The organism is Neptunomonas marina, from assembly GCF_004005935.1.
GTDB classification, from domain to species: Bacteria; Pseudomonadota; Gammaproteobacteria; order Pseudomonadales; family Balneatricaceae; genus Neptunomonas; species Neptunomonas marina.
Map to the genome: position 1 here is coordinate 441,935 of NZ_SACQ01000002.1, position 25,147 is coordinate 467,081.

Annotated in this window: 29 protein-coding genes; 21 read left to right on the top strand and 8 right to left on the bottom strand. The window is 52.2% G+C overall.

Going from position 1 to position 25,147, the window contains the following annotated elements; translation table 11 throughout:
• Nucleotides 1-4 precede the first annotated feature (4 nt).
• Genes gspE through gspN form a run of 10 tightly spaced genes read left to right on the top strand, consistent with a single transcriptional unit; the run spans nucleotide 5 to nucleotide 7,833 of the window.
• Nucleotides 5-1,495, top strand: a complete 1,491-nt coding sequence (gspE, locus tag EOE65_RS06755; protein ID WP_127693529.1) for a type II secretion system ATPase GspE — start codon at nucleotides 5-7, stop codon at nucleotides 1,493-1,495.
• A complete protein-coding gene (gene gspF / locus EOE65_RS06760; RefSeq protein ID WP_127693530.1) occupies nucleotides 1,482-2,690 on the top strand; it encodes a type II secretion system inner membrane protein GspF in 1,209 nt (402 codons plus the stop codon). The genes gspE and gspF overlap by 14 nt, the downstream gene beginning before the upstream one ends.
• A 15-nt stretch (nucleotides 2,691-2,705) precedes the next feature.
• A complete protein-coding gene (gspG, locus tag EOE65_RS06765; RefSeq protein ID WP_127693531.1) occupies nucleotides 2,706-3,134 on the top strand; it encodes a type II secretion system major pseudopilin GspG in 429 nt (142 codons plus the stop codon).
• On the top strand, nucleotides 3,097-3,576 hold the full coding sequence (gene gspH / locus EOE65_RS06770) for a type II secretion system minor pseudopilin GspH (RefSeq protein ID WP_164847035.1): 480 nt from the start codon (nucleotides 3,097-3,099) through the stop codon (nucleotides 3,574-3,576). The genes gspG and gspH overlap by 38 nt, the downstream gene beginning before the upstream one ends.
• Nucleotides 3,560-3,922 carry a type II secretion system minor pseudopilin GspI gene (gene gspI / locus EOE65_RS06775; RefSeq protein WP_164847036.1) on the top strand — a complete coding sequence of 121 codons (363 nt, stop codon included), beginning with the start codon at nucleotides 3,560-3,562 and terminating at the stop codon, nucleotides 3,920-3,922. The genes gspH and gspI overlap by 17 nt, the downstream gene beginning before the upstream one ends.
• Nucleotides 3,915-4,493, top strand: coding sequence for a type II secretion system minor pseudopilin GspJ (gene gspJ / locus EOE65_RS06780; protein ID WP_127693534.1), 579 nt, complete (start codon nucleotides 3,915-3,917; stop codon nucleotides 4,491-4,493). Before gspI ends, gspJ begins: the two co-directional genes overlap by 8 nt.
• Nucleotides 4,490-5,488 (top strand): type II secretion system minor pseudopilin GspK, encoded by a 999-nt coding sequence (gspK, locus tag EOE65_RS06785; RefSeq protein WP_127693535.1) that lies wholly within the window; start codon nucleotides 4,490-4,492, stop codon nucleotides 5,486-5,488. Before gspJ ends, gspK begins: the two co-directional genes overlap by 4 nt.
• Complete coding sequence (gspL, locus tag EOE65_RS06790) at nucleotides 5,485-6,666, top strand: type II secretion system protein GspL (protein WP_127693536.1); 1,182 nt, start codon at nucleotides 5,485-5,487, stop codon at nucleotides 6,664-6,666. Before gspK ends, gspL begins: the two co-directional genes overlap by 4 nt.
• Nucleotides 6,653-7,126, top strand: a complete 474-nt coding sequence (gene gspM, locus EOE65_RS06795; protein WP_127693537.1) for a type II secretion system protein GspM — start codon at nucleotides 6,653-6,655, stop codon at nucleotides 7,124-7,126. Before gspL ends, gspM begins: the two co-directional genes overlap by 14 nt.
• A complete protein-coding gene (gspN, locus tag EOE65_RS06800) occupies nucleotides 7,123-7,833 on the top strand; it encodes a type II secretion system protein N (RefSeq protein WP_127693538.1) in 711 nt (236 codons plus the stop codon). Before gspM ends, gspN begins: the two co-directional genes overlap by 4 nt.
• A gap of 53 nt (nucleotides 7,834-7,886) precedes the next feature.
• Here the strand turns inward: gspN and EOE65_RS06805 are convergent, their stop codons facing one another.
• Nucleotides 7,887-8,135, bottom strand: coding sequence for a YfhL family 4Fe-4S dicluster ferredoxin (locus EOE65_RS06805; RefSeq protein ID WP_127693539.1), 249 nt, complete (start codon nucleotides 8,133-8,135; stop codon nucleotides 7,887-7,889).
• 55 nt (nucleotides 8,136-8,190) lie between these two features.
• Nucleotides 8,191-8,664 (bottom strand): pantetheine-phosphate adenylyltransferase, encoded by a 474-nt coding sequence (gene coaD / locus EOE65_RS06810; protein WP_127693540.1) that lies wholly within the window; start codon nucleotides 8,662-8,664, stop codon nucleotides 8,191-8,193.
• Nucleotides 8,665-8,832: 168 nt separating this feature from the next.
• Between coaD and EOE65_RS06815 the strand changes: the two genes are divergently transcribed.
• Nucleotides 8,833-10,095 carry a M48 family metallopeptidase gene (locus EOE65_RS06815; protein WP_127693541.1) on the top strand — a complete coding sequence of 421 codons (1,263 nt, stop codon included), beginning with the start codon at nucleotides 8,833-8,835 and terminating at the stop codon, nucleotides 10,093-10,095.
• 61 nt (nucleotides 10,096-10,156) lie between these two features.
• The gene (locus tag EOE65_RS06820) at nucleotides 10,157-10,771 is read left to right on the top strand and encodes a TetR/AcrR family transcriptional regulator (protein ID WP_127693542.1); all 615 of its coding nucleotides are present in this window, start codon (nucleotides 10,157-10,159) and stop codon (nucleotides 10,769-10,771) included.
• Here EOE65_RS06820 and rsmD read toward each other — a convergent pair.
• Together rsmD and EOE65_RS06830 are read right to left on the bottom strand one after the other, a co-directional pair.
• The gene (gene rsmD / locus EOE65_RS06825; RefSeq protein ID WP_127693543.1) at nucleotides 10,768-11,385 is read right to left on the bottom strand and encodes a 16S rRNA (guanine(966)-N(2))-methyltransferase RsmD; all 618 of its coding nucleotides are present in this window, start codon (nucleotides 11,383-11,385) and stop codon (nucleotides 10,768-10,770) included. The two genes, EOE65_RS06820 and rsmD, sit on opposite strands and share 4 nt — an antisense overlap.
• Before the next feature lie 10 nt (nucleotides 11,386-11,395).
• Complete coding sequence (locus EOE65_RS06830; RefSeq protein ID WP_127693544.1) at nucleotides 11,396-12,553, bottom strand: hypothetical protein; 1,158 nt, start codon at nucleotides 12,551-12,553, stop codon at nucleotides 11,396-11,398.
• Between the two features lie 74 nt (nucleotides 12,554-12,627).
• Between EOE65_RS06830 and ftsE the strand changes: the two genes are divergently transcribed.
• The 7 genes from ftsE (at nucleotide 12,628) to trmB (ending at nucleotide 17,597) form a co-directional block, all read left to right on the top strand.
• Nucleotides 12,628-13,287, top strand: a complete 660-nt coding sequence (gene ftsE, locus EOE65_RS06835; protein WP_127693545.1) for a cell division ATP-binding protein FtsE — start codon at nucleotides 12,628-12,630, stop codon at nucleotides 13,285-13,287.
• Nucleotides 13,280-14,296 carry a permease-like cell division protein FtsX gene (ftsX, locus tag EOE65_RS06840; RefSeq protein WP_127693546.1) on the top strand — a complete coding sequence of 339 codons (1,017 nt, stop codon included), beginning with the start codon at nucleotides 13,280-13,282 and terminating at the stop codon, nucleotides 14,294-14,296. Before ftsE ends, ftsX begins: the two co-directional genes overlap by 8 nt.
• 178 nt (nucleotides 14,297-14,474) lie before the next feature.
• Entirely contained in the window at nucleotides 14,475-15,347 is an 873-nt protein-coding gene (rpoH, locus tag EOE65_RS06845) for an RNA polymerase sigma factor RpoH (protein WP_127693547.1), read from the top strand.
• A gap of 107 nt (nucleotides 15,348-15,454) precedes the next feature.
• A complete protein-coding gene (locus EOE65_RS06850) occupies nucleotides 15,455-15,847 on the top strand; it encodes a DUF423 domain-containing protein (RefSeq protein ID WP_127693548.1) in 393 nt (130 codons plus the stop codon).
• Nucleotides 15,837-16,037, top strand: coding sequence for a sulfur carrier protein ThiS (gene thiS / locus EOE65_RS06855; RefSeq protein ID WP_127693549.1), 201 nt, complete (start codon nucleotides 15,837-15,839; stop codon nucleotides 16,035-16,037). Before EOE65_RS06850 ends, thiS begins: the two co-directional genes overlap by 11 nt.
• A 48-nt stretch (nucleotides 16,038-16,085) precedes the next feature.
• On the top strand, nucleotides 16,086-16,871 hold the full coding sequence (locus EOE65_RS06860) for a thiazole synthase (protein WP_127693550.1): 786 nt from the start codon (nucleotides 16,086-16,088) through the stop codon (nucleotides 16,869-16,871).
• A gap of 21 nt (nucleotides 16,872-16,892) precedes the next feature.
• Complete coding sequence (gene trmB / locus EOE65_RS06865) at nucleotides 16,893-17,597, top strand: tRNA (guanosine(46)-N7)-methyltransferase TrmB (protein ID WP_127693551.1); 705 nt, start codon at nucleotides 16,893-16,895, stop codon at nucleotides 17,595-17,597.
• Between the two features lie 395 nt (nucleotides 17,598-17,992).
• On the opposite strand, the gene EOE65_RS06870 is transcribed toward trmB, so the two are convergent.
• Nucleotides 17,993-19,513 carry a hypothetical protein gene (locus EOE65_RS06870; RefSeq protein ID WP_127693552.1) on the bottom strand — a complete coding sequence of 507 codons (1,521 nt, stop codon included), beginning with the start codon at nucleotides 19,511-19,513 and terminating at the stop codon, nucleotides 17,993-17,995.
• Nucleotides 19,514-19,708: 195 nt separating this feature from the next.
• Nucleotides 19,709-20,173, bottom strand: coding sequence for a Spy/CpxP family protein refolding chaperone (locus EOE65_RS06875; protein ID WP_127693553.1), 465 nt, complete (start codon nucleotides 20,171-20,173; stop codon nucleotides 19,709-19,711).
• Nucleotides 20,174-20,321: 148 nt separating this feature from the next.
• Here EOE65_RS06875 and EOE65_RS06880 point away from each other — a divergent pair, with 148 nt between their 5' ends.
• A complete protein-coding gene (locus tag EOE65_RS06880) occupies nucleotides 20,322-21,020 on the top strand; it encodes a response regulator (protein ID WP_127693554.1) in 699 nt (232 codons plus the stop codon).
• A gap of 2 nt (nucleotides 21,021-21,022) precedes the next feature.
• The gene (locus tag EOE65_RS06885; RefSeq protein ID WP_127693555.1) at nucleotides 21,023-22,387 is read left to right on the top strand and encodes a sensor histidine kinase; all 1,365 of its coding nucleotides are present in this window, start codon (nucleotides 21,023-21,025) and stop codon (nucleotides 22,385-22,387) included.
• Here the strand turns inward: EOE65_RS06885 and EOE65_RS06890 are convergent.
• Together EOE65_RS06890 and glnK are read right to left on the bottom strand one after the other, a co-directional pair.
• On the bottom strand, nucleotides 22,362-24,461 hold the full coding sequence (locus EOE65_RS06890) for a putative bifunctional diguanylate cyclase/phosphodiesterase (RefSeq protein ID WP_164847037.1): 2,100 nt from the start codon (nucleotides 24,459-24,461) through the stop codon (nucleotides 22,362-22,364). The genes EOE65_RS06885 and EOE65_RS06890 overlap by 26 nt on opposite strands.
• Nucleotides 24,462-24,635: 174 nt before the next feature.
• On the bottom strand, nucleotides 24,636-24,974 hold the full coding sequence (gene glnK, locus EOE65_RS06895; protein ID WP_127693557.1) for a P-II family nitrogen regulator: 339 nt from the start codon (nucleotides 24,972-24,974) through the stop codon (nucleotides 24,636-24,638).
• Nucleotides 24,975-25,147: the final 173 nt, after the last annotated feature.

Consider the following 25,147-nt stretch of genomic DNA (forward strand, 5'->3'; position numbering starts at 1 on the left):
GGCGATGATTGCCCAGCCACTCTTCCCTTTTGCGTTTGCCCGTAAGCACAAGATCCTTGCAACTGGCCAAGAGGGTCAGCCTGCACAGGTGCGCTTTACCGCAGCTACCAGCTTGGATGGCATCTTGGAGGCTGATCGTCTCTGTTTAGGCCAAGCGCAGTTTATCGAGATTGAAGAGAACGCACTGGATGATGCCATCAGCCTCGCTTATCAAGCAGCAGACAACGCCCTTGAGAGCATCTCCGAGATCAACGATGTCATCGATCTCGATGCATTAGCGCAGAGCATCCCCGAATCCGAAGATCTATTGGACGCTCAAGACGACGCCCCTGTGATTCGCTTGATCAACGCACTTTTTGCCGAAGCGTTGAAAAAGCAGGCATCGGATATCCACCTTGAAACCTTCGAGCAAACCATGTCGGTGCGCCTGCGCGTAGATGGCGTACTCCAAGAGATTCTGCGCCCTAGCCGCCCGCTAGCGCCGCTGTTGATCTCGCGTATTAAGGTCATGGCCAAGCTCGATATTGCCGAGCGTCGTGTGCCTCAAGATGGGCGTGTCTCGCTAAAGATGGCTGGCAAAGCACTGGATGTGCGGGTCTCGACTATGCCCTCTATCCATGGTGAGCGCGTGGTTATGCGTTTGCTCGATAAACAAGCCTCTCGTATGGACCTCGCAGATCTTGGTATGCCCGCGGCCACCTTGGCTCAGTTTAGAGAGCTACTGCATCAACCCAACGGCATTATTTTGGTAACCGGCCCCACAGGATCGGGTAAAACCACCACCCTCTACGCGGGCTTAACGCTGATCAATAGCCGCAGCCGCAATATTCTCACGGTGGAAGATCCGGTCGAATATGCGCTTGAGGGCGTGGGCCAAACCCCGGTTAACGCCAAGAGCGGAATGACCTTCGCCAAAGGGTTGCGCGCCATTTTGCGACAAGACCCCGATGTGGTGATGGTGGGTGAAATACGTGACCCAGAAACCGCACAAATTGCCGTACAGGCCAGCTTAACAGGCCACTTGGTGCTATCCACCCTGCACACCAACGATGCGCTAGGTGCTGTGACACGATTAATGGATATCGGCGTTGAGCCCTATCTCATTGCCTCTTCGTTAAAAGGCGTGTTAGCACAACGCTTAGTACGTACCCTTTGTAGCCACTGCAAACAGGATTACCAGCTCAATAGTGAAGATGCTAAAGCACTGGGTGATATCAGTTTAGCGGGCACAACGGTCAAAGAGAGCCAAGGTTGCGAGGCCTGCCAAAACACCGGTTATAGTGGCCGTAAAGGGCTTTATGAACTCTTGGTTGTGGATAAAAGTTTAGCTCGACTTATCCACGATAAAACCAGCGAACACGCGATGGCTCAGCATGTGAATAAACATCTGATCACCATGCTCGATCAAGGCCGCACAATGGTACTGGAGGGTCAGACATCACCTTCCGAAGTTCTCAGAATGGTGAAGGAGTCTGCGGACAATGCCATCCTTTGAGTACCAAGCAGCAGCGCCCAACGGTAAAAAGCGCAAGGGCTATATCGATGCAGACTCCGAGCGCCATGCGCGCCAATTACTGCGCGATCAACAGCTGATACCGATCTCCCTCAGCGCGAGCACCCCCAAAACACAGAGCCAAAGTAGCCATTTTGGCCGCGTACCCGCGCGCGATATCGCGCTGTTCACACAGCAGTTTGCAGCGCTGATTCAGTCCGCTATTCCGCTCGAAGAAGCGTTACGGGTAGCGGCGGAGCAAACCCGCAACAAAGCACTACGCCGCACACTGCAAGCCGTGCGCAGCAAAATTCTAGAGGGTCACTCGCTCGCCGATGGGCTCAAAGAGCATCCCAAAGTGTTCCCAGCGGTATACCGTGCGCTGGTTGCCGCGGGCGAGCACTCCGGTGATCTTGGCAAAGTTCTGATGCGCCTTGCCGACTACACAACACGTGCTCAGGCGCTCAAGGGCACCGTCACGCAGGCGGCAATCTACCCGGCGGTACTGACGCTGGTTTCGATCGGCGTCATCACCATGCTGATGGCTTATGTTGTGCCCAAAGTTGTGGAACAGTTTGCAGATATGGGCCAGCAGCTCCCCTTCTTAACGCGCATCATGATCACTGTGTCTGACTTTATCGTGAACTCCGGCTGGCTGGTGTTGTTGATGATCGTTGTTGCTACGGTGCTGTGGAAAAAATTACTCACCTACCCTGCGTTTCGCTTCAAGGTGCATAAGTCACTGCTAAAAATGCCCGCGATCGGCTCACTGGTCATCAACTTAGAAACTGCGCGGCTGCTTAATACCCTCAGCATCATGACGCAGAGCGGCTCACCGTTATTGGATTCGCTACGTATTAGCAAAGACACCCTGAACAACCTTGTTGTCCAACAAGCTATCGCTGAGGCGAGTGAGCGCGTACGTGAAGGCCAGTTGCTCAGCAAAGCGATGACTGATGCGAAGATCTTCCCACCGATCGCCGTCTACATGATTGCCAATGGCGAGCACAGCGGGGAGTTAGGGGATGCACTGGGCCAAGCTGCGCAGCAGCAAGAGAGCCTTCTGACCGGTGTGATCAATATCGCGACCCGCTTAATTGAGCCGATGCTCATCATCATCTTTGGTGCGCTTGTGCTCACCATCGTGTTAGCGATTTTGCTACCGATTTTACAACTTAATAATCTGACCCAGTTTTAATTGCAGGAGCGTCCTATGAAAGACCGCAATCATCGCCAGCGCGGCTTCACCTTACTTGAAATCATGGTTGTTGTGGTGATTCTTGGCCTGTTAGTGGCGGTTGTAGCCCCAAATGTTTTGGATAACCAAGACAAAGCGATGGTGGAAAAAGCGAAAGCTGACATCGCGGCACTGGAGCAAGCGCTGGATATGTACAAGCTGGATAACCACCAGCACCCCACTACCGATCAAGGCTTAGAAGCCTTGGTTGAGCGCCCTTCCATTAGCCCAGAGCCCAAAAACTACCGCCCCGATGGCTACATTAAGCGCTTACCAAACGACCCGTGGGGCAATGAATATCAGTACTTACAGCCGGGGGAAAACGGCGCATTCGATCTTTACTCTTTAGGCTCTGATGGTGAGAACGGTGGTGAAGGCCAAGCCGCAGACATCGGTAACTGGTAATCAAGCCGGCTTCACGTTGCTGGAGCTGATGGTTGTGGTCGCCTTGGTCGGACTCATCTCTGCCACAGTTGTTGTCACCTTGCCCAGCAGCCGCCCCGAGAGCTCAGCACTGGCAGCTCTGCAACAGCTTAAGGTTCAGTTGCAGGCCGTGAGCCTACGCGCGACGCAGGAGCAGCGCTGGTTTGGGGTACGCTTCGATGAGCAACGTTACCGCGTTATGCAATTTAGTGCAGGCCAATGGCAGCCAAGCACTGCCGCCAGTGCAGCGACGCTGGCCGATACCATTTTTATCCAGTTAACCTCCGCTACCAGCGAGCAGCAGGAGGCGAAAGCACCACAGATCCAATTATCCCCCGATGGCCTCTTCACTCCCTTTCGGCTTGAGCTATCACAAGATAATCAACGCTTCTCGCTTAGTGATCCTTATGGCGCCATCGAATAGCCAACGCGGGTTTACGCTGCTCGAAGTGATGGTCGCGATCTTTATACTCGCGGTAGCGGCGGCGGCTTTAAGCCGCGCTGCAGGCCAGTCCACTCAAACGGTGGCTGCGCTTGAGATACGCCAGCATGCAACATGGGTCGCGCAGAATCAGCTCGCGCTCGTGTTGCTCGAAACGGAGCAACAGCTTGACGGCGAAGTGACCTTTGCAGGTTTCGACTTCTACTGGAAAGCCTCGAAAGCCGCCACAGAACTGGCAGACTTTCAGCGTATCACCGTCGATGTCAGTACAGCAGAACAGCGCGGCTATATCCTGACGAGCCTCACGGGGTACCGCCATCGTGACTAGACAACGGGGTATGACGCTGATTGAGTTGGTCATCGCCATTGCAATCACAGCATTGGTCGGTGTGATTGCAAGCCAAATGCTCAGCGGTATGATCACCAACAACCAACAGCTAGAAACGCACACAGCGGAGCTTGCCAAGTTGCAGCGCGCGCTGACCATCATCCAGTCAGATCTTGACCAAATCGCGCTATCGGATCGCCGGCTGAGCGCAGATATCACCACCGCCGAGCGCACCAACATTCCGGGGCTGATCTTGGAATTTACCCGCTTTCGTGCCACTCCGGCCGCTGGTGCAACAACGGATCTACTCGAGCGCGTTAGATACGTCATCGAGACAGACACCCTCGTGCGCTACAGTTTACCCGTCGCCCAACCCGCCCAAGAGGATGGCTGGTATCGCCATCAACTGCTGGATAGCGTTAACCGTGTGACGCCCTACTTTCTGGCCCAGCGATGGTCGGAACAGCTCACGGCAACGGATAACACCCCACTGGCGGCACTGCGGCTCGCTTTCGATACCGAGCGCTGGCAAACCTTTGAGGTGGTCAGCATGACGGGAGCGCGACCATGAACAGACGCAGCAAACAACAGCGTGGTGCTGCGTTAATCCTCGTGTTAGGTGTGATGGCAGTGATCAGCATCCTCGCCACCCAAATCCTTGAGACCAGCCGCCAGAGCACACAGGCATTCAAAGCCCAGCGAGATCTGCAACAGGCCCGCTGGTACGCTCGGGCGGGCGAGTTTTACGCCACCAGCAAACTTGGCGACTATATCGATAAAAAACAGCTGGCACTTAAAGACCGCGAAGTCCAGTTTCCTATCGAACAGGGCTTTATCCGCTACGAGCTAACCTCGCTGCATCGTTGTCTCAATCTCAACTCGTTACAGTTGCCCGAGCCCAAAGAGAACGCAGCCGAGCGAGAGCAACAAAAGGCACAGCAAAGCTATACCGAAGCGGTTTGGCGCTATCTCATCACCGAGCACGCCCAAGCCGACACGGTGAGTGCCGATCAGCTTATCCAGCGCGCCCATGACTGGACCGATCCAGACGAGCTGCCCACCGGTGTTTACGGAGCTGAATCGAGTTTCTATGCCAGCCAGGCACCTGCGCAGCGACCCGCTAATCGCACCTTCTTGCTACCCAGCGAGATTCGCTACCTAGAGGCCTTAGCCGCCGAGCCACGGCAGCAAATACTGCCGCTCATTTGCGCGCGGCCTAACGATTTGGCTATCGCCATCAACCCAAATGATCTCCAACCGCAGGATGCACCGCTACTGCAAGCGCTGATGGGCGGAGCCATCGACGCACGCACCGCGTTGAATATTATCGAAGATCGCCCCCGCGAGGGCTGGAGCAATGCCGCTGAGTTTTGGCAGCAACCGGTCTTAAAAGACCTATCGGTTAGCGAGGCCAGCAAAGCAGCGATTGTCATGAAGCGGCACTATTTTTCACTGATAACAGAAGTACAATTTGGCGTTGCACGCTTTCGTCTGATCTCTTTACTGCATGTGGACGAGAACAAGAAAACCCGCGTACTGGGAAGACGCTACGGAGTTAACTCTTGAGTAAACGAATTTTTCTCTATCCTGATCGGGATGCGATCCAATGGCAGTGGCTACGCAGCGATGCTACCGGCCAAACCGAGCAGGGACAGACCAGCGCACAGGCCTTGTCTGAACTGGATGTCACGGGATGCCATATCATTATGGTGCTGCCTGGCTGTGATGTACGGCATGTCCTGATCGATATACCCGGCAATAAGCGCGCCTTGCTGGCAGCAGCACCCTTCATGATCGAAGAGCAGCTCAGCCAGCCACTTGAGCAATACCATATTGCGTGCAGCGCACCCACTCAGCAGCATGCTCACTGCTACGCGGTGCTCAATACCTCAATGCAGCGCTGGCTGGAACCATTGGCACACGCAGCGATTGAGCCGCAATGGGTCATTGCCGATTACCAACTACTCACGGCGATCCAACAAGAGCCCGCCATAATCTGGCAGCAGGGCGAGCATGTTCTTTATGCAGATGATCAAACCCAATGCGCCGTCTCGGAGGCAGCGCTTCCACTGGTACTAGCGCGCACTGGCGCCAAAGAGCTCGTTTACTATCACGCTCCCGATCGCACACCAGTAGCTATACCCAACGTTGAAGCAACTGCACAAACAGCCTCGTTGCTGGAGTTAGCCGCTAAGCAGTGGCTACCTAAGTCCACACTAACAAACCTGCTACAAGGAAGGTATAAACAACAGGGTGCGCTAGAGAACCTATGGAGCGGACTGCGCTGGCCTATGGTGGCTGCTATTGCGCTGGTTATGGTTGTACTCGGTGGACTGATCGTCGACAACATGATGCTCAAACGCCAATCCGAAGCCCTAGCCCAAGCACAAACGGAGATCTACCGCGCAACATTCCCCAATGCACGACGCATTGTAAATCCGGTTAGCCAGATGCGGGCGCAGCTAAAGCAGGTAACGAGTAATGAGGGTGAAAACCTACTGTTACAGTGGCTCAATCAAGGCGCAAAAGCACTGGGGCAAGCGGATATAGAACTGCTTAACTTTCGCTATACCGCTAATGCCTTACGCATACAGATTCAGGCCCCTGACTATCGCCGTGTCGAGCAACTCAGCGAAGAGCTAACAGCGGCTGGCCTCGAAATACAACTGGGTACGCTCGTGAAGAACGGCAGCCGCGTCTCCGGTCTGGTAACCATTTCAGGAGGCCAAAGTGCTCAAAGATAGGTTTAGTAATTTATCCCAACGCGAGCAGCACACTTTACTGATCGCCCTACCGGTTGTCGTTATCTTGGTACTCTGGCTGGCGGTCTTTCGGCCATTGCTCGACTCGCGCAGCCAACTACAAGATCGAATCACACGTCAGCAAACGGATATTGCTTGGATGAAAGAAGCGGCAACCAAGATTCGGCCAAGCGTCTCTGGCCAACAGCCTGTCAATAGCGGCTCGATACGCCAACGCGTCACGCGAGCCTTGGGCCAGTATGGCGTCACATTGAGCCGTATCGAGCAGGGTAACGACGATAGCGTTAATGTCTGGGCAGAGAGAGCCTCATTCAATCAGCTCCTGAGCGCCATGCAACAAGCGGTTAGGGAAGGACTGCGCATTGAAAAGGCGCAGATCAACCAGACGACTGAGCCGGGGATCGTGAGTGCACGACTAACCTTTGTTGGAGGCTCACAATGAAACGCGCGCTCGGGCTATTTATAGGCGTACTCATAATCTCCTTAGTGGCGCATTTACCGGTCAGCTACCTGTATCCATTTGTGGCCCCCATGCTGCCCAAAGGTACTCAAGTTACTCAGCTAAATGGGACGCTATGGCGCGGCAACGCGCAGCTGAGAGTGGACCGCTTCGAAGTCGGGCCAGTCACGTGGCGCTTTGCCGTACCGCGCCTGATCAGGTTAGAAACAGGCTGGCAGATAACCCTGCCGCAGTTAGGTGCGAACGCACTGATTGCCGCTAAACCTTGGCAGTTGCCTCGCCTATCCAGCGTTGAGCTCACGGCAGATAGCCAACCTATTCAGCGTCAATTTCCTGTTTTAGCAGGCGTTGCTACCCAACTGGATATGCAGCTGCAAAACCTGACAGCTGGCAACTGCGAGGCAACGCAAGGGGAGATTATACTGGCGCGCACCCAAGTGTTTGAGCTACCTTTCGGGACGGTCTCGGGCGATATCAACTGCCAAGGTAACCGCTACTATGTTGAGTTTCGTAACGCGAATGCGCCGATATCTCTTACCGGCAGCGCTACGCTGTCTGCACAAGGCGCTTACCAGCTAGACGCGCAGCTCAAAACTCAAGACGCAACGCTACAGCAGCAACTCGTCACACTGTTTGGCGGACGTGCTGATCAACAAACGTTTGTTATCAAGCAGCAGGGAAGGATGTAAAGGAGAGGAAGAGGAAGGAGCAGCGTAGGCGAGTGCCCACGCTGCAAGCCAGATTACTGGCCAGTTAGACGCTGATACTTAGCCATCAGCTGGTCTTGTGTCTCTTCGTGGTCAGGATCTTTAGGGATACAGTCGACCGGACACACCTCAACACACTGTGGTGTATCGTAGTGACCTACACACTCGGTGCACTTACCTGGATCGATCTCATAGATCTCTTCACCCGGAGCAATCGCCTCGTTCGGGCATTCTGGTTCGCATACATCACAGTTGATGCATTCGTCGGTAATAATTAATGCCATTTTGGCTACCTCACTTACTCACAAGGTTTAACGGTTCTTTTGTCGTATATCGTTATTATGTATAGTTTTTCATCGCAGCGGCGACGGATGGGTGGACGAACTTACTTACGTCACCACCTAGCACTGCGATCTCTCTTATCAGTGTTGAGGAGATAAAAGAGAGTTTTTCTGCTGGTGTCAGGAACAAGCTTTCCGCTTGCGGCGCCAGTTGGCGGTTCATATTGGCAAGCTGGAACTCATATTCAAAGTCCGACACTGCTCGTAAGCCGCGCAAAATAATATTCGCATTCTGCTCTTGCACTAGATCAGCCAGCAAGCAATCGAAACCCACCACTTCGACATTATCTAAATCAGCCAGAACTTCACGGGCAAGTCCTGTTCTGACATCTAAAGGAAGTAGAGGTTTCTTTTTGGGGCTAGCCGCAACAGCAACCACAACTTTATCGAAGAGACGTGCTCCTCGATGCACCAAATCCGAATGCCCGTTAGTGATGGGGTCAAACGTTCCGGGGTAGATGGCAATGTTCATAAGAGATTCACTCTAGCCTTGTTTTGCTGTGCATATTAGCACTAATGCAAGTGCGGCATATTATCTAAATTGCTGAGTCCGCACAAATACATTAAAGGAATGTATTGATTTCGATCAGTTATAAAAAACTTATTCTATATTTCAATATAGAATATAAGGTTATAGGCTATGATACCGATCACTTTAAAGAAGATCACGCAATTTTTTACGATTTTAGCCGCTTTTTTCATTCTAAACGGCTGTCAAACATTAGCAAATGTCGATAAAGGACTGTATACCGTCGCCGACGCCATCAGCGAAAAAGACCGCGTAACAGGCCGCCGTTCTTTAAGTATGGCATCACGCCAACAACAGATCGCCCAAGGCAACGCCTATATCGACCAAATTCTGAAAAAAGAGCGCCAAGCAGGGCGGCCAATTAACGCAAAACTCGACCGTAAAGCCTACCAACGTCTGGTACGCGTTTTCGATCGCATTCACCAAATCAGCCACTTGCGCCATGAACGTTGGCAACCTGTCCTGATTAAACGTGATTCGTTTAACGCCTTTACCACCGGTGGCACCTATATCGTGGTTCACACCGGCCTTATGGATCAGCTGTCTGATGATGCAGAGCTAGCAGCCGTTATCGGCCATGAGATCGCTCACACGGTCGCCAACCATGTATTTGAGCGCCAGACTCACCAAACCGCTGCGGTTTTAAGCGGTTCCTCAACCGCCCGACAAAACAGCTATCAAGCCGCGTTTACCCATGAAAGCGAGATCGAAGCGGACAAAGTAGGCATCCTTTACGCTGCACTCGCCGGCTATGACCCTTACGCAGCAAGCCGTATCTGGGCACGCCAATATAGAAAAGAGGGCGCCGCACGCAGCCTCTTTTTCCACGACCACCCAGTTAACTCAGAAAGGGCAGCTCTGACACGCAGCGTTGCCGATAAGGTGAAACGTTATTATCAGCGCGGGCGCCAAAACCCACAATTTGCACAACTACTCAACAGCAACAGTTTGTGGCGGAAACAACAATCAGAAACGGCAGCAGGGCAAGGAGGTGGGTTTGCAGCCTTACTATCAACGGCATTGAACGCCTATGGGCAACACCATGCAGCAAAGCAAGAGGCCCAGCGTCAAAGCCAGCAGATGCAAATGCTGAGATCACTAGAGAAGCAGCTTGTGGTACGCCAAGAGAAGGTGATCAATCAACGCTCGTGGCGCGTGACATGGCAGAATCGAAATAAACATACCTTAAAGAATGTCATTATGGGTGTATTACTCAAAGATACCAAAGGGAATGTTTCAAGACTGATCACGCACATTAAAGGTAACATCCGGCCAGGCCAGTCGTTTTCCGGCACTTTCACGCTTAAAAATCATAAAGTTGCTGATCTGCGTCACATGCAGCTTCGCTACTATTTAGATGATGCCAAGCTGTAAAGAGATAAAAACGTTATTAGGGTAGAATGTTCGCTGAGCCATTCATGACACGGAGGAGATCATGGCCAGGCGAACACCTGAAGAAGCGGAGCAAACTCGGAAAACGCTGCTCGAAACAGCTTTAGCCTTATACGCAGAGCACGGAATTTATAGCGTGAGCCTGAAGCGTATTGCCGCAGAATCCGGCGTCACGCACGGCGCTGTCTACTGGCATTTCAAAAGCCGCGATGATCTTGTGCTCAGTTTAAAAGAGCACTACACCCTCCCGTTCGCCGAGCATTACTTCGAGCATCTTCAAGCGATTGACCAAAACGCCCTCAAAGCGCTAAAAAACCTGCTGATCGATATCGTTACCCAGATCGAAGCTAATACGCACTATCACCAAATCTACACACTTTTTCACAAGCGCTCATGCGAACTGAGCCAAGTACCACACTTAGAGCCGCTACTTCAGCAAGACTGGCAAACTTGGACTGATTACATCAATAAATTCTTGAAACAAGCACGCAAGCAAAAGCAATTGAGTAAAAGCACGAAAGAGCAGCCCTATGCTGAGCTGCTATTGTGTTTAATATTCGGCTTGCTAGACAGCAGCCATTACCAGCCTAAGCCTGCTGATCGCAAAACATTGATACGGCAAAGCGTACAGCGAGCACTGGATGGGTTAAGGCACTAATGAGCGGACGCGCGGGTGAACAGACGATATGTCACTTGGCCTGCTGTTTTTGCTCGGTGTTCATGCCAGTGTGCCGGCAGATCTAATACGCGCAGCTCGGACTCTGTCTCTATATAGATCAAGGCGTTGTCTGCCAACAATGCTTTCGACTCCAACAACGCAACCGCTTCGCTCACCAGCCCTTTGTGAAAAGGCGGGTCCAAAAACACCACATCATAACGCACGCCCAAATCCTCGGGTTGTTGGCGTAGCCAATCTAGCGCAGACGCCTGAACAACCTCATGCTGCGGAGCCTTCAATAGCTGCAAATTGGCTTTAAGCTGCTTAATAACAGCCGGTGACTGATCGATAAACGTCACCGCCGTTGCACCACGCGAGAGGGCCTCTAACCCGAGTGCTCCACTGCCGGTGAAGAGATCTAAACAACGCGCGCCGGGCACGGCCACCTGTAGCCAATTGAAAAGCGTTTCACGGACTCGATCTGGCGTAGGGCGTAGACCCTCAACATCAGGAAAAGGCACACGGCGGCTGCGCCACTGTCCACCAATAATGCGAAGTTGCGCGGCGGACTGACTACGTGGAGAGCTGCGTTTCACACTGTTTTTACGAGGCATAGACACTACTTTACTGAGGTTCAACAAGGATGCGGATGTTCTGGTTGGGATCAAGTAACCGTTGCAAGGCTTGCTGCACTTGAGCCGTATCGATGGCCGCTAGCGTATCACGAAACGCAACCGGTAGGTTGAGCGGCTGCCCATAAAACTGCGTGGCAGCGAAGCGGGCGACACGCCCTTCCAGCTCGCTGAGTTGGCGATCATTGAGCTTCGCAAGCTGGGCTTTACCCACCTCTAACTGTGATGTACTTAAGGCCTCGAAATGCTCCCAGAGCTTACGCTGTTGCTCACGGCTCAGAGAACTATCTGCGCTTAACACCAGAGCGGCAAATCCCGGCGCGCCCGGTGTTAACACCAGACGATATGTTACCGCTCCCGAAAAGAGTGTGGGCAGTTCTTGCTGCAGATAGCGCAGCGCCAGCGGCCATACCAGTGGCGGGGCAGTGGCGCTGTGAATATCGGCAGCTAATAGCGTCAGCGCTTTACGGTCGCGGTGTTGTAACACAACTTGGGTAGCCGCCGTTGTAGCGTGGCGTGATTCACCATAGATAGGTGAGCTATCAAAACGTTGCTGCAACCTTTTTAGAAGTGTCTGGTCTTGCTGCTGAGCCACCACGAGAACGGTCGGGCGATAGTTGAACAACTGAACGCTGTCGGTGATCGCGGGGCCACTATTCGCGAGTTGTAACTTCAGGTTATAAAGCGCAAATGCCTCACTGGCCTGTGTTTCTAGGTATTGAGTCGCTTGCGCTCTGCTCAGTGCATCAGGCAGGGCCCGCGTGACACTCTCAGCGAGGCGTTGCAGCTGCGTATCCAATTGATCGATATCTTGCACGGCTATCGAGAGCTGCAGACGATCCGCAAATAACTGGCCTTGCAACTGGTCAGCGCGTTGCAACACCTGCGTCAATGCATCACGCAGGGCACGCTGGCGCAGCTGTGCCGTAGGGTTATAGGCAGGAGGCAGTGCATAGGTCAGATATATCCGTGCCTGGGTCGCTTGCTCATCCTCTAAACTCGCTAGCCATGGCTGCTCCTGAAACGGCTCAGGACTTGCGATGCGGTTCTGCTGATTGAGCGCCGAAAGCAGCACAATGGCGACCGCAACAAGCCACAACAAGATCTTTAGATAGGTTCGGTTAAACAACGGCTTATATTCTGACTCCATAAGGCACCAAGGATCGCAGATTGATAACGCTATGATAAGATATCGCGCACATTCGAAGATAGAGTCGACCGACCATGATTCAGTTTAATCATGTGAGCAAGCGTTATGCTCAGGGGCATGATGCCCTGAAAGATGTGAACTTCACACTCGCCACGGGGGAGATGGCCTTTTTAACGGGCCACTCAGGTGCGGGCAAAAGTACCTTGCTAAAGCTGATCATGCTGATGGAACGCCCCTCTGCAGGCCAAATTCAGGTGGGAGAGCAACAGCTCAACGCGTTGGGCCGCCGTGATATACCGTATCTGCGCCGCTCAATCGGCGTGGTCTTCCAAAATCACCAGCTACTCTTTGACCGGTCGGTCTTCGACAACATTTTGCTACCGCTTCAAATCAGTGGCTTTGCGCCCGACGATGCAGCACGGCGGGTGCGGGCAGCACTTGATAAAGTTGGGCTGCTAACAAAAGAGAAGATGAGCCCACTGGCGCTCTCGAGTGGTGAGCAGCAACGCATTGGTATCGCACGGGCGATTGTCCACAAGCCGAAGATTTTGCTCGCCGATGAGCCAACCGGTAACCTCGATCCCCAGTTATCCGCAGAGATCATGCAGCTATTTACCCAATTTAATCGCGTCGGCACCACCGTACTGATCGCCAGCCATGATATTGCACTGATTCGCAGCATGGGCCGACGTGTTCTCACCCTCCAATCAGGCAGGCTTCTCAGCGATGGATAAAAAACGTGGCGCGGTTCGCGTCCAACCTACCCCAAAACCGGTGGCTGAGCCTAAAGGTCCGCGCGGTGCAGAACATCATCATATCGACCGAAAAGGGCATAGCGATAATTGGCGACGCCACCATGTGGATGTATGCAAAAGCGCACTGCGAAAATTGCTGACAACACCGGTGGCATCCGCAATGACCATCGCCGTACTCGCGATCGCACTGACGCTGCCGGGCTTTTTGTTCTCTGCACTCGATAATATGCGTACCATCGCCACCGGCTGGGAAGGGGAAACCCGCATTTCACTCTATCTACAACCAAGCCTTAGCGATGCCGACGCCGACCGCTTCGGGCGCCAACTCATGTTGCGCGATGATATCGCCGCCATAGATATGATCAGCCGTGAGCAAGGCTTACGTGAGTTTGCACGTATCTCGGGGTTTAGCGATGTGCTCGACACCCTCAGTGACAACCCACTGCCTGCCGTGGTGGTATTGATGCCCACCGCAACCAGCACCAAAGATCTCGGCCTTTTGCGGGCATCCTTTGAAGCATTGCCCGAAGTGGACGAAGCGGTGCTCGATATGGAATGGCTGCAACGCTTACAAGCGATTATGGGGCTGGCATCGCGTGCCGTTTACGTGCTCGGAGTTCTGCTCGGTTTGACGGTATTACTGGTCATTGGCAACACCATTCGCGTCGCGATTGAGAGCCGCCGCGATGAGATTGTTGTCAGTAAACTGGTGGGGGCGACCGATGCGTGGGTACGCCGTCCATTTCTTTACACCGGCTTCTGGTATGGGCTTATCGCAGCTCTGGTGGCTTGGGTTAGCATACAAGCCGCTTGGCTTATGTTGGAGCAACCCGTTGAGCAGCTAGCACAGCTGTATCGCAGCCATTATCAGTTACAGGGCTTGGGGTTAATGGGTAGCTTATGGCTATTTATCTGCAGCGTATTACTGGGTTGGGCAGGCGCAGGACTGGCCGTGCACCGTCATCTACGTGACATAGAGCCGCAGTAGACTGTGCCTTTGAGCGCAACACTCTGATGCGCGAGACATCTTGATATTTGATAACGGCAACGCTATCTTTTAGCGTCCGTTTTTTGGATTTACACGCCACAAGCCCCTAAAACAGGGAACTTTTAAGGCGTGTCGATGTCACAAGCATCACTGAATAACACCAAGAGGTTTAGATTTAATGGGCAAAAGCTTGCAACTCATCGAACACATCTCTCCAGGTCAAAATCTGGAAGCATATGTGCAGACGATCAGTACGATTCCGGTACTGAGCGCCGAAGAGGAGCGTTCTCTGGCTGAGCGTCTGTTTTATCAAAATGATCTGGAAGCTGCGCGTCAGCTAGTCTTGTCGCATCTGCGCTTTGTTGTGCACATCGCTCGCAGCTACTCCGGATACGGTTTGCCACTCGGCGATCTTGTCCAGGAAGGCAATGTGGGCCTGATGAAAGCGGTTAAACGCTTCGACCCAACGATGGGTGTCCGCTTGGTCTCGTTCGCTGTGCACTGGATTAAAGCTGAGATGCACGAGTTTATTCTGCGTAACTGGCGTATCGTTAAGGTCGCTACCACAAAAGCACAACGTAAGTTGTTCTTTAACCTGCGCTCACAAAAGAAAGCGCTCGGCTGGATGAATAACGACGAAGTTGCGGCCATTGCGGAAGACTTAGGCGTTGAAGAGAAAGTCGTTCGCCAGATGGAAGGCCGTATGGCGTCTGTCGATACCGCCTTTGATGCAACGGCCAGCGATGATGACGAATCCAGCAGCTATCTAGCGCCATCACAATTTTTAGAAGATCATTCAGCGGACCCAGCTGCACAACTTGAAGAAGCTAACTGGGAAGCTGACTCCCAAGCGCGCTTGATGGGCGCCATGGAGTCGCTGGATGATCGCAGCCGCGATATCTTGGCACAGCGTTGGTTGATGGAAGAGAAAGCAACACTGCATGAGCTCGCTGCAAAATATAGCGTCTCAGCTGAACGCATTCGCCAACTTGAAAAAAACGCCATGAAGAAGCTCAAGCAAGCCATCGGTACCGAGCTCGTCCCGGTGTAAATGCACGATTTTTAAAAAACCGCCGACTTCGGCGGTTTTTTTTTGCCTGCCTCAAATCTGCCGGTATTCGATGATATACTGCGGCCCTGTGTATTGAGAGTCGCTATATGCCAGCCAATATCTATGCCGCCTGTGCTGCTATCTCCGCTGCAATCGCCGTATCGATGGGTGCCTTCGCCGCCCACGGTCTGAAGTCAATCCTATCGGCTTACCAGCTCGATATTATCGATACCGGGGTCCAGTACCAGTTTTATCATGCACTCGCTTTGTTAGTGGTCGCTTGGATGCATCAACAACGTCCTGCGCGTCTCCTTAAACTCAGCGCTGGTGCCTTTCTTGTAGGTACTCTCTGCTTTTCGGGAAGCCTCTACCTGCTCGCCTTGACCGGTATACGCGGGCTTGGTGTTATCACACCGATTGGCGGCGTAGCTTTTATTATTGGCTGGTTCATGGTTGCGACTCATTGTTGGCAAAACAAAGGTAATACAGATGCAAGTTGAACTAAACGGGGCACCCACTGAGCTGCCTGATAACGCGTCCCTGACCGACCTAATCAACCAAATGGACCTTGCCGGTAAGCGTATCGCTATCGAGGTGAATGAGGAGATCATTCCTCGTAGCCAGCATACGAGCTACATGCTCACCGCTGGCGATAAAGTTGAAGTCGTTCATGCCATCGGCGGCGGCTAAGCCGCACGCTGTTTCGCGTTACAAATTTCTATCAAAAGGATACCCAGAATGAGTAAAGATGACGCATTAGTAATTGCTGGCCAAACATTCCAATCTCGCCTTCTGGTAGGGACAGGAAAATACAAGGATCTTGATGAGACCCGTGAAGCCATTGAAGCGAGCGGCGCCGAGATCGTGACAGTGGCGGTTCGCCGCACCAACATCGGCCAAAATGCCGATGAGCCTAACTTGCTGGATGTCATCTCGCCAGACAAGTACACCATCTTGCCAAACACAGCAGGCTGCTACACTGCGGCTGACGCGGTACGCACCTGCCGACTGGCACGTGAACTACTCGATGGCCACGACCTCGTGAAACTGGAAGTCCTAGGCGATCAAAAAACGCTATACCCAAACATCGTTGAAACCCTACAAGCGGCTGAAACTCTGGTTAAAGATGGCTTTAAGGTGATGGTTTACACCAACGATGACCCAATCGTCGCGAAGCAGCTCGAAGAGATGGGCTGTGTTGCCGTCATGCCGCTAGGCTCCTTGATTGGCTCAGGACTTGGCATTCTCAACCCCCACAACATCCAGATCATCATGGAAGCGGCTAACGTACCTATCATTGTCGATGCCGGCGTGGGTACCGCGTCCGATGCTGCTGTTGCGATGGAAATGGGCTGCGAAGGCGTGTTGATGAATACTGCTATTGCTGCTGCACGGAATCCTGTTTTGATGGCATCAGCGATGCGTAAAGCGATCGAAGCAGGCCGCGAAGCTCATCTAGCCGGCCGTATGCCACGTAAGAAATACGCCAGCGCCTCTTCACCATTAGAAGGCGTTATTGGTTAACCAACCGAATAAGATATCTGCATGACCGAAGAAAACACCGAAGATCAAAAATATATGCGTAAAGTGCGCAGCTTTGTGCTGCGTGCTGGCCGTATGACCGAAGGCCAACAGAAGGCGATGGACGAGGTTTGGCCGCGTATGGGGCTCACTCTCGAACACGGCCTGCTCGACCTAAACGACGTGTTTGGTCGTGAGGCACCTGTCGTTCTGGAGATCGGCTTTGGCATGGGTGACTCGCTCATCGAAATGGCGAAGAACCAGCCCGAAAAAAACTACATCGGCATTGAAGTGCACCGCCCCGGTGTAGGCCGGTTGCTGAGTAACGCCGATAAAGAGGGTTTGGATAACATCCGCGTGTTCTGTGAAGACGCTATCGAGGTGCTCGCGCAATCGATTCCAGATGAGAGCCTCGATTGCATCCAGCTCTTTTTCCCCGATCCATGGCATAAGAAACGCCATCACAAGCGCCGTATTGTGCAGCCAGAACTGGCAGAGAGCTTACGCAAAAAGCTAAAGGTTGGTGGTGTTTTCCATATGGCAACTGATTGGGAAAACTATGCTGAGCACATGATGGAAGTGATGAGCGCAGCACCTGGCTATAAGAACGTAGCGGGGGAGGGGGCTTTTTCACCACAGCCGCAATGGCGCCCAGTAACGAAATTCCAGCGCCGTGGCGAAAAGCTCGGACACGGAGTTTGGGACTTAATGTTCGAACGCACCCAATAGTTAATTGAATAACGGCTGGCATTGACCAGCCGTTTTTTATTCCGCCACGACCAACCCTCAGCTCCGCCTCTCACATCCCTTTTCACTCAAATCTGTATGATTCTTCTGTGCATAACTTACTGGATAGAAATATTCAGTAGGCGTGCGTTAAAGGCCAATTATTTGTACACACCAACCATATAGGACAGTCGTGTTGATAAAGATATTCACATATTCTGTTGATATCTTTGTGATACTTACAAGGTTAACTCCCATCCACAGTTATAAACAAGACCAGAAAAGTTACGCACAACTGTTTATAAAATATTAAAATAATTTATAAACAATAACTTATATTTTAATATGCTTGGTAAAACTCAGGATAACTTACAGCTAAGAACCTATCACTAAACTGCTTATAATCTGTCCAATGCCTGATCGGTCTCTGCCTCCAACTGCTCGCGCTGAGTTTTCAGTGTTTCAATGATTGCTCTCAAGAAACTATAACTGTCTTGATCTGCTTGTGGATTAAATTCGCTCTCTGTTTGTTCACGTAATCTTGTTAACACATCTAAACGCTCAGAATCGATAAAGAAAAAGCGCTCCTCCTCCGCCTCTTCATTACCGGACTCGCTACGTTGCACACTATTTGATGTTATCCGTTCAGTGACTTCAGTGCGCTGCTCACGTATTTCGCGCCGTGCCGGTGGCAAACGATCATCTGCAGGTAACATAAGTTCAATAAAGCTCGGTAGCCGATCAGCTTCTGCGAGTGCAGGCCCCTCAATGCGCTGATCAAGTTCTCGATTTAACACTGCATTTTTGGGTGCCGCTTGCGCTTCATGGATGGCTAAATCCAGCTCTTGGATGCTGCCAACCGCACCATCCTCCATGAGGAAAACCCCACTGCGTTTAACTTGGCCCAGCAGATTGTTCTGATCATCCGTCAGATCAAAAGTGGATGCGGTTGAGCCAAGATAGATCGCGCCAACGCCAGCCTCTTTTAACCCCACCAACTGATCGTTACCCTCTGCGTCGCGCGTCCAAATCTTTAACTCTGCGAAAATAGGGTCGTTTTCATCGATCCAACGATTGTTGTCGCTATCAAACCGCGCAAGGTCTGAAAAGCCATCAGTTCCCTGTGTACCAAAAAGCTCGGATCCATCGTTGATTTGACCATCTTGATTGCTATCCAGGGCAAGGAAGCCACTGCCTGATCCGACAAAAGAGATCTCCTCCTCAACACCATCAGCATCCAGATCAAACGCAAAACTACTATGCGTTAATCCAGCCACGCCGCCTTGCAAATTAATCACCAGAGGGTCGATCAGCCGACGGGCATCCCGTGTTTCCACCAAACGCTCTTCAAGATCGAAGCTACGCTCCATCTCTAAATCGAGCGCGAAGGTAATTTCTCGTCCATCTGCGGTGGTGATTTGGCCCTGTGCAGCAACATTTAAGTACTCATGTTCATGATAGATGTGGATATCTTCTACCTGTACTCGTGCGGGCTGGGTTTGACGTCGTTCCCAGCGCTGTAGCTCGGTTAAGGTACCGGATTCATCTACATTCAGTTCAAGCGCTTGGAGGTTTTCATAGGTTTGCGCACCAACCAACGGCCGTGCGTTTTCCTGTAAAGGGAGGAAGCCGTTAGGCTGCTCGGTATTGATAGTCACGTCACGGCCAATCACCGTGGAGACAAGCGAAGCGGTGTTCACGGCTTGCTGATGCCGGTCTAGCTTACCCTGCGTGACGACATCGCTCGTTGCGTTAACAGCCGTTGTTTTCGCAGCGCTCATCCTCGCATCGTAGTCTAGTTGACGGCCGACACCGCTATTCGGACCAGCGCCCACCTCTTTCGATATACCCAGCTGTGCTTGCGTCACGTACTTATCGTGCTGGCTGGCAAAACCCAGCTGCGATGCAGCAATTTTCATAGTGCCTCCGTGCCCCTGCTTTGCAGCAGGTGGAAATGTGATCATTTAATAGTCAGATTATCGGCATCAGGCGACACTTTTTTAGCACAATCCTTGCGGTGTCGTTCGGTTGAAGCAGGCTATAAACAAAAAAAGGCCATAGCAGAACTATGGCCAAACTGATGTGATTTAAGGAACTTACTTTAAAGCAATCGCTTAGTGATGACGGCCCTTACGCTTTTCCATCATCTGATCAAACTCAGCTAATTGGGTGTCGGTAAGAATCTTGGCAATCTCAACACGCATCTGTGCCTTCTCTTCAACACGCGCCATCGCGAAATCTGCGGCATTACGTTTCGCTAGCTCAAGCTGCTTTTTATAGTCAGCAGCGTTTGGATCTAAGTCACGTATTGCTTGATGCATCTGCTGCATTTGATCGCGACGCTCTTGGCGATCATCACGTTTTTGGGCGAATAACGCCTGCAGCGACTCCGCTTGCTGATCGCTCAAATCCAAGCGCTTGGCGATACGTTTAGCCATCTTCTCACCGCGATGCTTCTTATGCTCACTGTACTCACCGCGCTTACCTTCACAACGCTCGTAATCACCACGGTCAGCAACGGCCATATTGCCAACCATCAATGCCGGAATCATTAGCGCAGCTAGTGTTAACTTTTTCATCGTCGTTCTCCTGTTCTCGATTTCGTTATGCTCATTGTGCGCGAGCAAACTGCGAAGTTGGGTAAACAGTGTGTAAAGAAAAGTAAACCTGCCAAGCCGATACCGAAAGCGCGTTAAACTAGGGCTATTAGATGAACGAGGTATCCCAATGACCGCTTCCCATATATTGCTTGTTGATGATGATGTAGAACTCACCGAGCTACTCGCCGACTACCTCACCACCGAAGGGCTCGAGATCAGCGTCGCGAATAGCGCCGAGCAAGCACTCGCGCTGCTAGCACCGCCAGCACGCTTCGATCTCGCTGTGTTCGACATCATGATGCCCGGAATGTCAGGTTTAGAGCTGCTGCAACAGGTACGCCCCAGCAACCCGATACCCGTTATCATGCTGACGGGCAAAGGAGGGGATATTGATCGTATCTTAGGACTAGAGATGGGTGCCGATGATTACCTATCCAAACCCTGCAACCCGCGGGAGCTGCTCGCGAGGATACGCGCAGTCCTGCGCCGTATGCAGACACCTCCAAGTGCGCCCGATACGCGAGTTATCCAACACTGGGGGCTAGCGTTACAGCTGGCAAAACGAACCCTGCTATTTCGTGACACACCGCTGGAGCTAACCAGCGCGGAGTTCAACGTGATCACTCAGTTTATGCAAAACCCCGGCGTGGTGTTGAGTAAAGCCAAGCTCACCGAACGCGTATTGCATCGTGAGCTGACCGCCTATGATCGCGCCATCGACGTCCATGTTAGCCGAGTGAGACAGAAACTCAGCAAAGTATTGCCCGAGCAAGAGCTGATCAAAACCGTCCGCGGGGAAGGTTACCTGTTTATCGGCGAGGAGTAGCCATGCACCGTTTCAACCGTTTGTTTTGGAAGATCTTTGCCGTTTCATGGCTAGCGAGCATCAGCGTCATTTTGGTAACAATTATCGTGATCGGCGAACTCACCGAGCGCAGCTCAGTACGCGAGATTCTCGAGATTCGTGCACATCGCCAAGCGGAGAAAACCATCGAGCTCTACGAGCGCGACCCGGAAAAAGCACGCCGTTTGGTTTATCGCCAACAAAAGAGCCGCCATGACCGCTACGATGACGACCATTGGGAGCATCGCGATTGGGATGATGACCATCGTAGCCATCGTGATCGCTATAAAAGAAAACCCGCTCTACTGCTGAATATCTATACTTCAGATGGAGCACTACTGTTTGGCCGCCCAGCCCGTTACAGCGGCGACGAGATCCGCTTCACCTATACATCAGAAGCGGGACAAAATTACCTGGTCAGCCTGCCGATCTCGCCGGTTAAAAGCCATATAGCGCGCCTCAAAGCGCTGCTGCTATCGATGCAGGCTGTACTGGTTATCATCACCGCCACACTCGCCAGTTTACTGCTCAGTTGGATGATCGTGCGCCCCATCAATCGGTTACGCGACCACGTACAGCAGCTGCACAGCGGCGATCTGAGTACCCGACTAGAGCCACGCCTGCTGGGTCGTGGTGATGAGATCGGTGCACTCGCCCGTGAGTTCGACTACATGGCCTCCTATGTCGAAAACACACTGCAGGGGCAGCAGCGTTTGTTGCAAGATGTCTCGCATGAGCTGCGGGCACCACTTGCACGTCTGCAAGCGGTCTCTGGCCTCCTCGAGCAGCGCTTGGGTAGCGATGATAAGCTCGTGCAGCGGATGCACACCGAGTTTGAGCGCCTCGACCGGCTCATTGAAGAGATGTTATCGCTGGCGCGTATTGAGCATCTTGATAGCCAAAGTGAGTCGTTTGTTTTGAGTGCCATCCTTGAGCAAGCTCTGGAAGACTTCCGCTTCACTGCACCTAACCGAGAGACCCAACTCACTCTGGATGCTAACGCTGGCGACCGCTTCGCGGGTAATAGCGAACTGATGAGCCGAGCATTGAGCAATATTTTGGGGAATATCCTCAAACATACGCCAAGTGACTCGGGTGTTGAGATCCATGTGAAACCGCTGGGTAAGAGCACAGCGATTACGATCTCAGATGCAGGCGGCGGCGTCACACCCGATGCGTTAGCCCATCTATTCGAGCCGTTCTATCGCCAAGATCAACGCAACAATGGCTATGGATTAGGGTTGAGTATCGCGAAACGCGCGGTAACTCGCTTAGGCGGCGCTATCAGTGCAGAAAATACTGCAAAAGGTCTGGCTGTGACGATTAACCTGCCGCTGTTTGCGAAATAAATTGGCCGTTGTTGCGGCACAATAAACGCACCAGCTCAGGCATCGGTAAAGGGTGACTGTAGAGATAACCCTGCCCCATGTAGCAGCGGTTATCTTGCAGAAAGCTCTGCTGCTCTGGCAATTCAATGCCCTCAGCCAGCGGCATTAAGCCAAGTTTCTCGGCCATGGCAATCACGGTACTAGTGATCACCATGTTCTCGGTATCGCTGGGCAGGTCTTGGATGAAGGAGCGGTCAATTTTAACAATATCCACGGGCATCTGGCGCAAGTAGCTTAATGATGAGAAGCCTGTTCCAAAGTCATCGATGGCTAAACGCACGCCGCGTTGTTTCACTTTTTGCATGGTGGCGAGCACAGCGTCTGCATTGCGCAGCATTAGACCCTCTGTCACTTCTAGGGAGACTAATTGCGCGTTGAGTTGCGTTTCGCTCAGTGCACTGTCGAGTGTTTCTAACAGCGCGTCCCCTTCAAAATGGCGCTTAGAGATATTGATAAATACCTGAACGTTAGGGAATCCCGCGGCATGCAATATGCGCAGTTGCGCGCAGGCCTCATGAATCACCCAGCGCTCTAGGCTATAGATCAGGCCGGTATCTTCAGCTTTAGGAATAAACTCTTCAGGGCTGATGGCGCCTTCAATAGGATGCTCCCAACGGCACAGCGCTTCGATACCCTTGATCTCACCACTTTTCAGGTCGACGAGCGGCTGGAATACGAGCTCAAGCTCTTGGTGGTCGATCGCATGGCGCAGATCCAACTCCAACGAGATGGCACGCTTCGCCTCGATATCCATCTGGGGGCGGAAAAACGAATAGGTGTTGCGGCCTAAGTGCTTGGCGTCATACATCGCAAGGTCCGCATTCTTCAGCAAGCCACTGGCATCATCACCGTCGGAGTGAATTAGCGTGATTCCCAGACTAACCGTAACCATCACCTCCTGAGGGCCAATCGTAACAGGCTGAGCTAGCAGGCTAATCACATCTTGCGCGAGTTTCTCCAGCGCTTGTCGGTTTGGCGCACTCTCCACTAATACCGTGAACTCATCACCACCTAAACGATAAACCGAGCACTGATCATTGGTGCAAAAGACAAGCCGATTCGCAATGGCGATCAGCAGCTCATCGCCCGCATCATGGCCGATGGTATCGTTCACTTTCTTGAAATGGTCAAGATCGAGCAGCAATAGTGCACTGAGGCCTTCCACAGCCGGCGTATGGATCAGTTGATCTAAACGATCCCGAAAGCTTCGGCGATTGCCCAGCGAGGTGAGCGGGTCGAAATACGCCAGCGCTTCCATATGCTGCTCTTTCTCTTTAATCCGCGAAATATCGTCGCTGACCGAAACAATATTGACGAGCGCCCCTTTCTCATCCGTGATCGGCGCAATCGACTGATACGCCCAGTACAGACTGCCATCCTTCTTACGGTTGATCAGCGCACCACGCCACGACTTGTTGCTCAGGACAGATTTCCACAGATCGCGATATACCTCGTTCGCCGTCATCTCGGAACGCAAGACACTCGGGGTTTTACCCAGTAGTTCCGCTTGGCTGTAGCCGGTCATCTCCGAAAAGCGCGGGTTTAAATACTCAATGCGCCCAGCGGGGTCCGTGATCAGCACTGCACTGCCGCTATTCTCGACAGCATACGAGAGCTTTTTCAGTTCTAAGCGTTGCTTCTCGTCCCGCTGTACATCAGTCAAGACAACAACTGCACCCAATACACGCTGATCTTTTTCGATAGCGGATACGGCGAGGGACGCCAAGAGGGGGAGTTTTCCGACGCAGCGAATTTCGCGCTGTACTTGATAGGACTCTATCTGCCCATTGAAGAGCGCGTCACGGCGCGCCAATGCCGGTTTATAGTCGATATCATCCGGCGCCGGCAGCAAACTCTGTCCAGCGAGTTCTTCGAGATCACAGGCAATATCGCGTGCGAACTGGTCGTTAACCTCGATAAATGATCCATCATGGCGCACACAGGCAACACCCAGTTTTGCATGGCGGAAGGGGGCGAAGAACTGCTGGATATGCTCAATGTCTAGAGCGTGTTGGCTATCCCATGACGTTTTCAAATGCAACACTCAAATCCATTGAAATGCGGACACACGACTATACTCGCACCGACTGTGCAAGAATGATGATCTAAATCAATTATTCAAAAGGTCTGCAAAAGGTGACAATACAAGCAGAGAAATACACCGTATTTCCCTGCTAAGTCAAGCGATAAGCAAGCGTTGGAGTGTGGCTTATAGCGCGTCTGGGCCGCTCTCACCGGTACGGATGCGGATCACTTGCTCAAGCGGCATCACGAAAATTTTACCATCGCCGATCTTGCCTGTATTCGCGGTTTTGCTGATCGCTTCGATCACTTGATCCAACAGTTCATCATCAATAGCCACTTCGATTTTTACTTTCGGCAAGAAATCTACAACGTACTCAGCGCCGCGATAAAGCTCGGTGTGACCTTTCTGGCGTCCAAAGCCCTTAACTTCCGTTACCGTCACCCCTTGAATACCGATGTCAGACAGCGCCTCACGTACATCATCCAGTTTAAAGGGTTTGATCACCGCACTAACAAGCTTCATCGTTCACTCCTTTACGGCTGATATCACGCCTGTGTGTACCAGCTCTTCTCATAGATTGTGGGTCGGATTATACCGTGAATCGGCATAGCACGCATTGCTCCGACCCAAAAGTATAAAGGGGTGCCTAAGGCACCCCAACAACGTTGTTATTGTTATTTCTTATTTTTATTTAC